At 30.8% G+C, this 13,628-nt stretch carries 14 protein-coding genes; 5 read left to right on the plus strand and 9 right to left on the minus strand.

The annotated features are described in order from the left end of the window. Positions 1–61: 61 nt before the first annotated feature. The 6 genes from MKO96_RS15600 to MKO96_RS15625 form a co-directional block, all read right to left on the minus strand. On the minus strand, positions 62–2,044 hold the full coding sequence (locus MKO96_RS15600) for a serine hydrolase domain-containing protein (RefSeq protein WP_369294521.1): 1,983 nt from the start codon (positions 2,042–2,044) through the stop codon (positions 62–64). 396 nt (positions 2,045–2,440) lie between these two features. After that, a complete protein-coding gene (locus tag MKO96_RS15605; protein WP_197229704.1) occupies positions 2,441–2,653 on the minus strand; it encodes a DUF2164 family protein in 213 nt (70 codons plus the stop codon). A gap of 303 nt (positions 2,654–2,956) precedes the next feature. Further along, complete coding sequence (locus tag MKO96_RS15610) at positions 2,957–4,159, minus strand: MFS transporter (protein WP_240588011.1); 1,203 nt, start codon at positions 4,157–4,159, stop codon at positions 2,957–2,959. A gap of 74 nt (positions 4,160–4,233) precedes the next feature. Beyond that, on the minus strand, positions 4,234–5,283 hold the full coding sequence (locus MKO96_RS15615; RefSeq protein ID WP_240588012.1) for a Gfo/Idh/MocA family protein: 1,050 nt from the start codon (positions 5,281–5,283) through the stop codon (positions 4,234–4,236). 17 nt (positions 5,284–5,300) lie between these two features. Then, positions 5,301–6,161 (minus strand): HAD-IIB family hydrolase, encoded by an 861-nt coding sequence (locus tag MKO96_RS15620; RefSeq protein ID WP_240588013.1) that lies wholly within the window; start codon positions 6,159–6,161, stop codon positions 5,301–5,303. Further along, the gene (locus MKO96_RS15625; RefSeq protein WP_240588014.1) at positions 6,148–7,473 is read right to left on the minus strand and encodes a DegT/DnrJ/EryC1/StrS aminotransferase family protein; all 1,326 of its coding nucleotides are present in this window, start codon (positions 7,471–7,473) and stop codon (positions 6,148–6,150) included. The genes MKO96_RS15620 and MKO96_RS15625 overlap by 14 nt, the downstream gene beginning before the upstream one ends. Before the next feature lie 98 nt (positions 7,474–7,571). Here MKO96_RS15625 and MKO96_RS15630 point away from each other — a divergent pair, with 98 nt between their 5' ends. Then, positions 7,572–8,561 carry a LacI family DNA-binding transcriptional regulator gene (locus tag MKO96_RS15630; RefSeq protein WP_016090053.1) on the plus strand — a complete coding sequence of 330 codons (990 nt, stop codon included), beginning with the start codon at positions 7,572–7,574 and terminating at the stop codon, positions 8,559–8,561. A 280-nt stretch (positions 8,562–8,841) separates the two neighbouring features. Beyond that, positions 8,842–9,267 carry a hypothetical protein gene (locus tag MKO96_RS15635; protein ID WP_240588015.1) on the plus strand — a complete coding sequence of 142 codons (426 nt, stop codon included), beginning with the start codon at positions 8,842–8,844 and terminating at the stop codon, positions 9,265–9,267. A 196-nt stretch (positions 9,268–9,463) separates the two neighbouring features. Here the strand turns inward: MKO96_RS15635 and MKO96_RS15640 are convergent, their stop codons facing one another. Together MKO96_RS15640 and MKO96_RS15645 are read right to left on the minus strand one after the other, a co-directional pair. Beyond that, positions 9,464–9,601, minus strand: a complete 138-nt coding sequence (locus tag MKO96_RS15640) for a PrpF domain-containing protein (protein ID WP_240588016.1) — start codon at positions 9,599–9,601, stop codon at positions 9,464–9,466. Next, positions 9,552–9,692, minus strand: coding sequence for a PrpF domain-containing protein (locus MKO96_RS15645; protein ID WP_369294519.1), 141 nt, complete (start codon positions 9,690–9,692; stop codon positions 9,552–9,554). Before MKO96_RS15645 ends, MKO96_RS15640 begins: the two co-directional genes overlap by 50 nt. Positions 9,693–10,161: 469 nt before the next feature. Here MKO96_RS15645 and MKO96_RS15650 point away from each other — a divergent pair, with 469 nt between their 5' ends. The 3 genes from MKO96_RS15650 (at position 10,162) to MKO96_RS15660 (ending at position 12,535) form a co-directional block, all read left to right on the plus strand. After that, positions 10,162–11,277, plus strand: a complete 1,116-nt coding sequence (locus MKO96_RS15650) for a response regulator aspartate phosphatase (RefSeq protein WP_088083746.1) — start codon at positions 10,162–10,164, stop codon at positions 11,275–11,277. Next, on the plus strand, positions 11,277–11,438 hold the full coding sequence (locus tag MKO96_RS15655; protein ID WP_016090048.1) for a transcriptional regulator: 162 nt from the start codon (positions 11,277–11,279) through the stop codon (positions 11,436–11,438). Before MKO96_RS15650 ends, MKO96_RS15655 begins: the two co-directional genes overlap by 1 nt. A 722-nt stretch (positions 11,439–12,160) precedes the next feature. Beyond that, the gene (locus tag MKO96_RS15660) at positions 12,161–12,535 is read left to right on the plus strand and encodes a hypothetical protein (protein ID WP_098344042.1); all 375 of its coding nucleotides are present in this window, start codon (positions 12,161–12,163) and stop codon (positions 12,533–12,535) included. A gap of 485 nt (positions 12,536–13,020) precedes the next feature. On the opposite strand, the gene MKO96_RS15665 is transcribed toward MKO96_RS15660, so the two are convergent. After that, positions 13,021–13,356, minus strand: a complete 336-nt coding sequence (locus MKO96_RS15665) for a hypothetical protein (protein ID WP_240588158.1) — start codon at positions 13,354–13,356, stop codon at positions 13,021–13,023. Positions 13,357–13,628: the final 272 nt, after the last annotated feature.

Below are 13,628 nucleotides of genomic sequence, written 5' to 3' on the forward strand. Positions count from 1 at the left end.
TCTGTATATTATTTCAAACTCTTTAGATTTTTTCTTTTTGTGAAATTTACCTCAAAACAAATTAACTAGATAACAAAACGTAAATTAACAATGCTGCTGCCTCTTGTCGCTTCATACTTTGTTTTGATAGATAATCTGCTGATCCATCTTCATTATATATAACCTCAGGCCCTACTAAACGATGACCTACAATATTTTTCACGGATTCTATTGCCCAATCATCAGTTTCTCCCTTTAATGTTGCATCTGCAGATGGTGCTCCTAACATTTTTAAATACTGCCAGGTAATCCATGCTGCTTCTTGTCTAGTAATTGCACGGTCTGGATGGAATTGTTCCCCTTCTTTTTCATATAAAATACCAATTTCATATAACTTTTGAATATGTGGTGCATACGGATGATTTTTCACATCAGAAAACACTGGTTCTTTTTTTGAAGGTGGCGTAAAGTAAGCAATTTGAGATAACCAATATGCAAATTCTGCTCGTGTAAGAGAAGATTCTGGAGTGAAATTCCCCTCCTTATTTGCTTGTAATACCTCGTATTGATGTAAAGGATTTATAAACTTAGCATATGGATGATTTTCATCTACGTCTTTAAATCTCTCAGGCTCACTTAACTTCACCGCTGAGCTGCCAGAGTTCCAATGTATCATTTCTTTCACAGTACCATCTTTGTGAAGTTTAAATGCCATATAATTCCCTTTTTCATCCTCAAATAGTAAAGGGTCTATTTGTTTTAGCTCCTGTTTACCATAAACCTTATCACTTACATATAACTTTCCATCACTGATGTTCACATGTGACATTAGATTTTTTAATCTCAAATCACGGTAAACCCCTTCAAATTTCTTTAATTCTTCTTCATTAGGTTTTAAATATTCAGGCTTTGTCTTATCTGGGAAATATTCATTCATAAAATCATCAAATACTTCAACAGGTAGTGCTGAACTATCTTTATTTGTAACAACAAAAACTCCAATTTTATGCTCGGGAATTAACCACATTAAAGATGAAAAACCTGGTATATTTCCACCTTTCCCAAACACATATTGCCCGTTATGACTTTGCGGTGAAAAGAACTCAAATCCGTATGTCATATTAGGGTATTTAGGATGTAAAGCAAATTTTGTTTTTTGCATATCTTCCACAGTTTCTTTTTGTAGTATATGGTTATTTTTAAATTTACCATCATTCAATTGAGCAATCATGAAATTGGCTACATCACTCCCTGTAGAAAACATACTCCCTTGTGGCATATCTGTTGGTCTTGTTTGATAAAATGGAATGGCATCACCATTAGCATCATATCCTGTTGCAAGCTTCTCTTTAATAAAATTAGTCATAACAAAACTGCTATTATGCATTTCTAAAGGATAAAAAATATTTTTGGCCATATATTTGTAAAAAGGTGTGTTTGTCAGATTTTGAACAATATACCCTTGAAGCATAGAAGCAAAATTATCATATGTATATGTATCTCCTGGCTTTCTCACTACTGTGGGCATATTATCTTCTACATAATCTTTAAGCATTGTATAATCATTATCTTGATAATGGATGTCCTCTGGTCTAGGATCTACGTAATCAAACCCTGTTGTATGGGTAAGTAAATGCTCCATTGTAACTGGTTCACCCATGTTATTTTGGTACTTTAATCCCCCCATATAATTTACTATATCTTTATTTAAATCAATTTTTCCTTGTTCAACTAACTGCATGACAGCACTAGCAGTAAAAACTTTTGATATTGATGCTAATCGAAAAACTGTTTTTTTAGGATCGATGGGAGTATTCTTTTCTTTATCGGAAAATCCGAATCCCTTTTGAAATAAAATTTGATTATCCTTTACAACGACAAGAGCTACACCAGCCGCGTTTTCTTTTTTCATTTTCTCTGGGATTACTTTATTGGTGAACGCTTCTACATCTTTAGGATTTAATGTTATTGGTGCAACAGTTTCGGCTTTTGAATAATTGCTCCCCAGAAAAACTAACAAAATACAAACACTTACAGCTATTAACCTTTGAAAATAATTTTTCATTCTTTTGTTCCTATTCCCCAAATTAATTCCCCCTTTAATAATAGATTTATTGATTATTCATCTATAGGTTAACCAACCACATTCTACCATTATATAGGTATTTTTTCTAATTTTGTTTCAATTCTGTCATTTATCAACTATTCCCATATGGAATTAGTCTATATATCATTAGGTTTTAGTTAAAGAAAATGATATAGCATACAAAAATGCGGGATAGTCTTTAATGTAGACTTTCATCGACAGTTTTTTCATAACATCCTATATGAAGAAAACACCCATCCTTTATAATCAATAAAATTGGATGAGTGTTTTATAAAGCAATACTTATTCTATTCTTACTGGGTATTAAGATATCTAAAATGATATCTTAGTTTTTCAATTGTCATTTAAAGTCTATTAACTGTATATATCTTTCTCTATATTCTTTAACAACATTTCCAACCTATCCTTAGTAACTTGATTAAAATGTGGATTTAATTCCTTTATTATGAATTCAAGTAACTCATAGCTTATGTATTCACCCAATTCCAGTGAATACTGTTCAGCTAAAAAAGACTTTAATTTTTTAGAGATATCAATCTTATCCTTTTTACTAATCTTTATCTCCATTCGATAACAAACCCCTCTTAGATTAATCTTAAAAGCTAATTAAAATAACTTTTTATTACTTATGAAAATATGTTCTTTACCACCTTATTGTATATACAACAAGGCATTCTTTTCATATCATGACATTCAATCACCTGAAAACTGTTCACTGTTGCATATCATTTTTATTTTTGAAGTAACTCTGATTTCTATATTACACATTACAATATATAAAACAAAGCCCAAATACGGAATTTTTAACTTTATCAATTTTTTTAGAGATTCCACATAATATTACCTTTTTCACAGTATGAAAAATTTTTTCTATAAATTTTTCATACTTTCTACCTTTTTGGCACTTTCGTTACCGTAAGTTGCAATTTTCCTCATTTTTAAAATAATACAACCTAGGCTCAATGCAAAAAGAGAAAATATCGCAAAAGTAACAGTGATAGAATTTAATGATAGACTCCAGCTAATTAGGAAAGATACTAGTGCCCCCCCTAAACTGGCCGATGCAATAAATAGACTAGTCACTTGATCAATATTATTTTCCATAATACGGGAAGCTAGGATTAATGTTATTGGAAAAACACCCGCTATGACTAAACCAATAATAAAGATGATAAACAAATACATACCTGTACCTCTAACAAAGGGAAATAGAGATAAAAGAATCACTAATGTAAAGCAACTAGATGTAATGTATGTCCAATAATTAATTTTATGGGCTAGCTTACCTACAAGTATTCTTCCTATAACTATTGCTAGCCAAAAACAAGATATACTCAATGAACTGATTAATTCATTATTGGTAAGAATCATTATTGTAGATAAAAAATTTGCAAGATTAGTTTCTATGCCTGCATATAAGAATGCAAAAAGTGAAATAAATAATATTACTGTAATCTTTTCACTTTTAAATTTCAGAGTAAATGAGGAAAGGGATGCTCCTCCCTTTTCATTATTTTGAGGAGAAAAATTCAGAAATTTTGTACGTCCAAACATGTACCAAACAAATAGTGTAAAAATAAAGAATAGTAATATCCCATAAAGAATAAAATACCATTCATAATATTTTATAATATAATTAACTAGTAACGGAAACCCTAGCGCCCCAACCCCAAACCATACTTCGAGAATGCTAAATTTAGCAGCACTATTCCTTTCTGCTGAAATAATAAAGGAACCCACCGTAGTTTCTAACAAACCTGCTCCATAGCCTAATACAAAGCAAATAACGGCTAAATATGCCCATTCTTTAATATATATAAAACCTCCTAGAACGATGGACATTACTAAAACACCTAATGTTATTGTTTTAAAATAATGATACTTTCTTACTAGTATGGGTGAACTTAGAACACCAAATAAAAAACCCATAAATTGAAAAAATATTAAAACACCTAATTGATCAGGGGTTCTTCCATAATATTGTATTAATGAAGGAATTAAACTACCTATGCAAACATGCATGATTCCTACAATAAAATAAAACAAGCAACCATAATAAAATATTAACCGCATCTTTTCTCAACTCCAATCCAAAATAAAAACAGGGATTTAAGTAAAAGTTCTAAACCCCTGTTTTTACCATAAAACTAAATAGTTGCTACAGTTCGCTCTTTATTACTACTGCTTTTATCAAACAACATATCCAATATAACTTGTGAACGAAATCCATCTTCAAATGTTGCTACAGATTTTTTAGGGCCACCTTCCGCAGCCTTTGCCCATTCTATAATTTCGCTTCTAAAAGAATCAGACCATTCAAAAATCTCATTTTCTGGATCGACTAGTAAAGGTAATGGTAATGGGATTTCATGTTTTTCCAATCCATCAAAGAGTACATATTTATTTGGCTCTTTAGAAGAATACTTATATTCTTTCTTCGTACCTATTACCTCTATACTAAAACCACAATCGTCAAGAAACGAACTTTTAGATGTTGTAATATTAACAAAAACCTTATTTTTCAATTGGCCATACACCTCAGCATAGTCATCAACAAATACTGGTTTACTTTCTTTTTCCTTAACATTTGTTTTAATTTTAGTACGAACGGTATCCTCTCTAAAATCACTCTCGAACAAAAACCATAGTAAGTCTATTAGATGGATCCCCAAATCTCCCAAGGCCCCACTAGTTTTATTACTTTGAAAATCATCTCGCCAAGTAAACGAAGTTCTCCTAAAAGCGCTATTTTTTTTAAAATGCAATCTTATCACTACTATTTCCCCTAATTCTTCATTTTGAATTAATTGTTTTAAAGCCTTAACATAAGATAAGTAGCGATAGTTAAACCCCATTGAAGCGACTAAATTAGTATTTTTTGCTATTGCCATCATATATTTTGCTTCTTCACAAGAGATTGCCATTGGCTTTTCACATAACACATGTTTGTTTTTTAATAACGCTTGAACAGCTTGAGATCTATGACAAAAATTCGGGGAAGATATTATTACCCCATCAACTACTTCTAGTAACTCTTCATAGCTATTAAAAACTTTCCCACCAAAATCCCCTACCAATTTATCGGCATTCTCACAATTAACATCATACACTCCAACTAATTTACAATTATCAACAGTTGATAATGCTCTAGAATGAGCTCTTGCAATACTTCCTGCACCTATAATCCCAATATTCATTATATGAACATCCCCTTTTAATTAATAATGTGCTTTAGAGTATTTAAAATCCCAATCGAGTATTCCCCTTGAGCTAACATTGACTGTGTTTTTTTAGCCTCTTCTGTTGCATTTTCTACTAAATAACCATGCCTTACAGCTTGTAGCATCCTTAAATCATTCCCACTATCTCCAAAAGCAATTGCATTTGTTTTATCTAGTTCGTACTTGTCTAAAATAAATTTCACTATCTCATCTTTACCTGTTCCAAGTGGAATAAAATCTACATCAAAGCAATTTTCTGGATCACCAGCTAATGGATTACATTTGTTAATATTAACCCCAACTTCGAATATCTCTCCGATTTCTTCTATCTTTTCTAAATTCTTTGCATCAATAAATTCATTTTGCTCTTCATAATAAAAATTAAATTTGTACTTAGAACTGCCTAATTGTGTCTGAGGTCTTAAAAAAATTTCATATTTTATTTCTAGCAATTTGATAATTCTTTCAATCTTCGAAGAATCAAATCCACCCTCTATAATTCTGTCTTCCCAAATTTGATCATCTATAGTAGTCCCATTACTATCAAAGTACGTTATTTCTGTACCTAATCCACTCGCCACAAAATGAGGGAAATACTGAATACCACCCTTTTTCATTTTTTCAACAATTGATTCTAAACTACTTCCCGTTACCCAACCAATTACTAAATCCCCTTTACTTCCGTGTTCATACAAATACTTTTCTAACAATTTCATATTGCTTCTTTTAGAATCATCCATGTTATGAGGATAATAAGTTTCATCAAAATCACAGAAAACTACATATTTAGGCTTTTTAACCTGTGGTAATCTTTCAAAATTTAAAGACTTTAAAACTTCATTATTTATTGACATTGAATAATCCCTCCAAAACGAAATTTTGCTCTTCTAACATCATGTTTGGATGTAAAGGTAAATGTAATATTTCTTTATGAACTTGCTCTGTATTAAATATATTTTTTTGCAAATCATTTTCCTTTACCCACTTAGTACTTTGTTTATGAGATAATACCGGATAATAAATATCTGTTTCAATGTTATACAATTGGTACAATTTATTTTTCAACTCGTCTCTTCTTCCATTTTCAACTCTAATCGGAAAAAGGTGCCAGACATTATCTTCTGTCATCTTAGGTAGCTTAATTAATTCTCTATCCTCTAATTCTTTTAAATCACGTATATATCGTTGAGCTAAATACGCTCTTTTTAAATTGTTGTATGATAAGTACTTAATTCTTTCCAAACCAATAGCTGCTTGCAAATTATCAATTTTAGAATTGAATCCAAAGTCTAATACCTTTTTATTTTTTTTATCAATTTCAAATCCATGATAACTAAATTGATTGCAACGTATTGCAAGAGTTTCATTATCGGTAACTATTGCACCTGCCTTACCACATACACCAAAATTCTTATATGGGTTAAAACTAAGAACAATAATATCTCCATATTCTCCAAGATTTGAAGAACCAATAGCTTGACATGCATCTTCAATAACTCTTAATTGATATATATCCGCAATTTCACGAATTTTTTTCATTTCACATTGTTTACCATACAAATGTACAGGCAAAATGCATTTAGTTTTTTGGGTGATAGCTTCTTCGATTTTAGAAGGATCAATACAATAACTCTTCTGATCTATATCTACAAATATAGGTTTTGCTCCGACTGCTAACACAGCATTTTCAGTAGCAGCAAAACTATTAGCTGGCATAATTACTTCATCCCCCGGCTGGATACCAATAGATAATAATGACACCGTAAGGGCATCTGTACCACTACTTGTCGCAATTACAAACTTTTTATTTAAATAACTTCCGATTACTTCTTCTAGTTTTTTTGAAAATGGTCCACTTGTGAATTGACCTGTCGGTAAAACATCTTTTAAAACCCCTATAATTTTTTCAACCTCATCTTGAGAAATCAACCGATTAACTGGCATAAATTCTATTTTCTGTATATTTTTTCTGCTATAATTGAAAATATCTTTTTCTATATCAATATCTATTTTCAATTTGTTTTCCCTAAATAATTTCTCTTTCATCTTGTGATTCGGTAATATATTACTAATTTCAAATTCTTTTTCTTTTGTTTCCCCCTGTAGGCACTTTAATAAAGCTAAATTGTCTTTACTATGTCCAGAAATTGTAGTAAGAGTTTTCACGTTAAATCACCTCTAAGAAATTATTTTGAAAATCATGAGTAGACTATATTTTATGTTATCGATTACATGTCAACATATTTTTTACGGAGGGTTTCTCTATGGTAACAATTAATGAAATAGCTAAATTATGTAATGTATCAAATGCTACGGTTTCAAGAGTTCTAAATAATCATCCTTATGTAAATTCAGAAAAACGTGAAAAAATAATAAAAGTAATGCAAGAATTCAACTATACTCCTAGTTCTATTGCAAGGAATCTTAGGATAAATAAGACACAAACCATTGCACTATCAATTCCAAATATAGATCATCCCTTTTTCGGAAAATTAGCTAGAGAAATTTCTAAAGAATTATTAAAGCATAATTACAAATTGCTAATTTATCAGACTTTTTATGAGAAAAAAATTGAACTTGAATTACTTTCCTTACTAAAGAATAAGGCTGTAGATGGTGTAATTCTCGCATCCCTAGAAAATAGTTGGGAAAATATAGAGCATTATTTAGCATATGGGCCCATAATACTTTGTAATGAGTATGAGGAAAATGCACCTATTCCGATAATTTGTTACGATGAATTTGAAGCTGGATACAAAGCTGTTAAACATTTAATAAGCAAAGGTCATAAAAAAATTGGCTTTTGTTTTGATTCTCTTAATAGTCAAGCACAATTAAAACGCCAACAAGGTTATCTGCATGCCTTAAAAGAGAAACAATTACCATTCAATAAAAAATGGCTATTTGGAGATGCAATTACTATTAATGATGGGTTTAGAATTTTTGAGAAGCTAGATAAATTAAAAGATAAACCTACTGCACTATTTACAGGAAATGATCAAGTTGCTGCTGGAGTCATTAAAGGAGCTACTATTAAAGGGTATTCTATTCCAACTGACTTAGCTGTTTGTGGTTATGACAATCAATTAATTTGTACAGTTACATCCCCAACAATTAGTACTATTGATATTCCAATTGTTAAACTGAGTAAACGAACTGTTAACGAGATACTACTATATATAAATACAGATGAATCTATTAAACGTAAAATTATTGAATATCCTACTAACTTAATTATTCGTGAATCTACATAATTAAAATAAAAGTTTTTGCTTAAATTTATCTAATATATAAAAAGAGGACGTAAATAATAATGCGTCCTCTTTTTATATTAAGCTAAAACAATCCATTAAAATGCTTTTCACGAAGCCATATATATAATGTTATTAAGAAAGATAAGCACTAACATTTTAACTGTTACAATAGGTGACATCACATAATTCATACCCACGACAAGCATCACATGTCACTCCATATTCAGCAAGAAATTTCATTATATGATAATGTTTACATATTAGCATTAGGAGGATTTAGATGATGAAGAAATCAGTATTAGTAGTTGGTTTAGCAGTTGTAATGTTAGCAGCTTGCGGCGAAAAAGAAATGGTTCAAAAGGAGCAGCCAAAAACACAACAAACAACGGTGAAAACAGAACAACCAAAAGATGAGCAGACAAGAATGACGAAAAGTATTGAACGTAGAACCAAAGAGATTATAGAATATTTCGGTGGTACTGTAACAGCGGTTGAATTAAATAAAGAAAATAACTTGTATGTCTTATATGTTTTCGTTGACAAAACAGCATTGTCAAATGCTGACGAAGGCTTACGAAAAAATTTCGGCTACAGAACGAGAACAAAGTTAAAAGACGCCGTTGCGCAAAGTGGCTTGCAAGAATACGACAAAACAACCATAAGATACTTCACATCAGATGGTAAAACAGAAATCGAATTTGAATAAGCACTTCTACGTGAGTGCTTATTATTTTTACCTGTTATTTCAAGGTTTAGAAGATTATTTCGAACCTTTGACATTTAACCCTGGTTCGGAAAATTAATGCGCTCTTTTCTCTTTTCTTTCAATACATCATAACTTTGATTCTTTCTCATTATTTTGAACTACCCCCACTTTCACTTCGTTTAGAAGTGAGGGATTCCTAAGTATAATCGATATCTATCCCTGGTGTAGTAGACGCCCGAATAATCGCAATTTTATTTGATAAAGGATCTAATGTACCCATTCCATCAACACCTCTTGCATTCCCTGCCCCTAATGCTTTTAAAAATAATCTCATCTCTAATAGATTGATTGGAAGGCAAATCTTTATCTAAAAAAAAGAAGCCTTTTGACGTTCCTCCACGCATGATAAAACAAGGTATTTTCATTTATAAGCATCTCCCTTCTATACTTCACAATATAAAAATTTTATTCTTTATATACAAAATAAAAAATATATGTTTTATTATTTTGTCAACTAATCTAATCAAAGAAAAATATATTAGTTTGCAATCTTTTTTCCCTCCCTTATTTGTAAATAAAATCCTTGAAAAGGTTTAATTTTAAATTATGTTAATAAACCCCTATCATTTGGTATCTATTCTAACAATAAAGTAAAAAATAATTAATCGAATACTGTGCATAAATAAAAGATTGATTATTCTGAATGTTAATCATATTAAATTGATCACATTTACCAAACAAATAACTTAAATTATAAGCACATTCGACAACAATTGATTGTTTTCTGAATATTATTGAAAAAAATGTAAAATCACTTCATTTTCCCTTCTATTTTGCTATGATAGTTACAATTAAATTGGATTAGGATATTTCTATAGGATGGGGGAGTATATAATGAGTGTTTCATTAAAGAGAAATGAAGAATTAACCTCTCTATTGAACGACTGGTATCGATCTATGCTATCTCAACAAGTTATAAAAGCTACTAATCTGAAAAAGAAAATTGATGAAAAAATTAATAAGTTAAGCATTGAGTCGAATCAAAAACATCAGGATCAAAATTTGTTACTGTATTACTCACTACTTGAATTCCGTTACACGGTCTTAACAGATAGCCTCGGTATTCAACATGATAGTTTTGACGCTATTAGTGATTATGATATGCCTACAGACCATTTTCTGCGCTTCTATTATCACTTTTTTAAATCCATTCATTCCACTTTTATATCAAGTTTTTCTGAAGCAGAGGAACATTATAAACTGGCAGAAAAGATATTAGTAAAAATTCCAGATGAAATTGAACACGCTGAATTCTACTATAGAATTGCTACTTTTTATCACCATACCTATAACATGCTAGCTTCTATCGAATATGCAAATAAATCGAGAGAAATCTTTTCGAAGTATGAAGGTTATGAAGTAAAAACAGCCTTTTGTAATAGTTTGCTAGGAGGTTGCTGTATCTATTTAAAGCAGTACGAACAAGCAGAAGAATATCTGCATTATGCAATTGAATTACTACAAAAGAATGAGGAAGAAGATTCCTTGTTATTCGTAAAAAGTACTTTAGGATGGCTGTATTCTGATCAAAGTATGTCTACGTTAGCTATTCGTCATCTTTCAGAAGTAACAGAGAAAATCCCTACACACTTCAAGGCTATCTTCCTACAAGCTAAGGAGCATTATAAATTAGGACAACAATCAGCAGCTAGCAAACTCATTGATAAGGGATTACAGATTTGCAGAGGAATTCAAAACGAAGAATACACACACCACTTCTCTATTTTAAAAAGATTAAACGAAAATATTCCATTGGAAGAATTAGAAAAAATCATCCAAGAAGGAATCTTATACTTTGAGGAAGAAGAATTATGGGAATATGTTGTCGAATACGCTGAATTATTTGCCACAAAATGTAGACAATTAGAGAACCATCAAAAGGTAAGTGATTATTTCCAAATTTGTTACCAAGCAAGACGAAAATCAATCGAAAAAGGAGTGTTAAAATAATGAAAAAAATCAGCCTATTATTATCGGGTATTGCTTTTATTGGGATTCTAACGGTGGGAATTTCTCCATTTTTTAAAGCGGATCAGTTTGCTACTCATGGACATTACCCTGCTCCTACATATAGTGTTGGCGATCATGGTGGTGCACCACAACAAACTTAATGTAAGTGTATGTAAAGACCCTCCATTTGGAGGGTCTTTACATATCAAAATATGAATAGTTCTTTTTGGCTACACCAAACCAAAATTCATCTCTCCCCTATCCACCTGCACTCTCTTAAGACAGGAGCACTCTCCGAAAAATCCGTTAAATAATAGAAATCGACTAACTATTATATCTACAAACTCTTCATATGCAATATTGCATGCAAAGTGCCTTAAATATTTTGTTATACTATGTATGTGGATTTTTCATCCAAAAATCCTCTTAAACGCATATTTATGTATATGCCACCCTAATTGATGAAAGTGAGAAGAATGTTTATCATTTTTCTCACTTTTTTTATTTAAATTGTAGGCTTGTACTTAATTCTTTAGTTATCTTAAATAATAAAAACTCAAAAAGAGAATTCACTTTTCAAAATCAACCTATCGAATCAATTATTGTCTAATAATACCACATCATCTTTATCAACTCATTTTGGAATATTTGAACAATAATTTCATATACAAACTCTGCATAAATTATTCATTTTCATTTATATAAGTCCTACATTTTTACTTCTGATAAATTATCAAACATTGAATTATTATACACAAACCAAAAAACAAGAGGTATTTTGTAGAATTTTGTCTATCAATATGTATGTACACCCTTATGTAGTGGATATAGACTGTGAGGTGTAAGGAGGTACCTTACAAAATAATGAAAAGGAGATTATAAAATGATTAGATTAACAAAATTCTCAAAGTTAGCATTTGCAACATTAATTGTGGGAAGTAGTTTAAGCGTCTTTGTGTCGTCACACAGTGTACAAGCGGACACCTTAGATCATAATTACCAAGACACTGTAAGATTCATACCACCTTCTAGTGCTAGGCAAACATTGGAACAAAAAAACACTATTGTTCCAGAATCAAAAGTTATTAAAAACCATTATGTAAAATACTCTAAAACACATTTCCAATCTAAAGAAAGTATACCAAAAGAAATTTATTATTCTTCAGAAGGTTTTAAGGGCTATATACAGGCAAGTACCGTTTTGGATATGGGAAATCATTTCGTAACGCTATATTCTGGAACCGTTATTCGATGTTAGGTTTTTAATCCTACCTCTTTAAATGCTTATAATGATCAATAGCTCACTGCCAATAATGGAATATCTATTGTTCAAAAAATAAACCACAAAATCTTTTGATTTCATGGTTTATCAAATATAAAGATAATGCTAAATATATACTCTAACATTACCTTCCCCAAAGTTAATTATAGAGTATTTTCTCAAAAAAGACACTCCTGTAGTGTCTTTTTTATAGTATTTTGATTTACTCCCATCTTACTTTTGTTAAACTCATATATGTAATAATGCATATTTCCTTGATTGTATATTATGATATACTCTCATTGTGAGCTGATACATAATTTCTTTAGATTGGAAAACTAAAACCTCGTTTACCCAATTTGGGAGCGCCTTATGGCGTCTTTTTTTATTCTCTTGAAGTAAAAAACAGGATTGTAATATCATTGTTCAAAAAAATTGTATACTTTAACAAGAATTCCGCCTACTAATCCTTATTTATGCGGCTAATTATTTGTTTCAACATAATAATTTTCCATCTCGTATATACAATAGACAATGATAGCTAAACTCCAACCGACACCATAGTAATCATGTGTGTAGAAGTCATAACCTGCCTTAATACCTTTTTCTATTACAACCCACGTAAATCCTAATGCCATCCATTTGTTAATTTTCATCTTAATAAACGTTTTAGCTATAAGTATTAAAAATAAAATATTTATAAGGCAGTTTATCATCAGCTCATATTTTGGAATGTATACTGCCATTATACAAGCAACGATATTAGTCGCAATGCCCAAGGCAACCATGGCTCCCCAAATCCTGTCCGAAAGTCCCACTCCTGATTCAGTCCCTTCCCTAATCACATTCTTTTCCTTAATTCGTTCCTACACCCTATTCAAGATATGCTGTATTATCCTTGTCTGATGAATATCTAATTTTCTTTTCATATAGAGCAAATAAAATTTCTACTCATAATTTTTTCTTTATTAGACAAACTAGGTTTAAGCCGTTTGAACTAGCGGCTTCACTCTTCTGGTAATGAGGTAGCCATTATATAGTAATTGACTAACTCATTCAGTCAATTGGCACTGGCAGACGACAAAATTGT

It is taken from the genome of Bacillus sp. ES1-5 (assembly GCF_022487605.1).
In the GTDB taxonomy this organism is placed as follows: Bacteria; Bacillota; Bacilli; order Bacillales; family Bacillaceae_G; genus Bacillus_A; species Bacillus_A wiedmannii.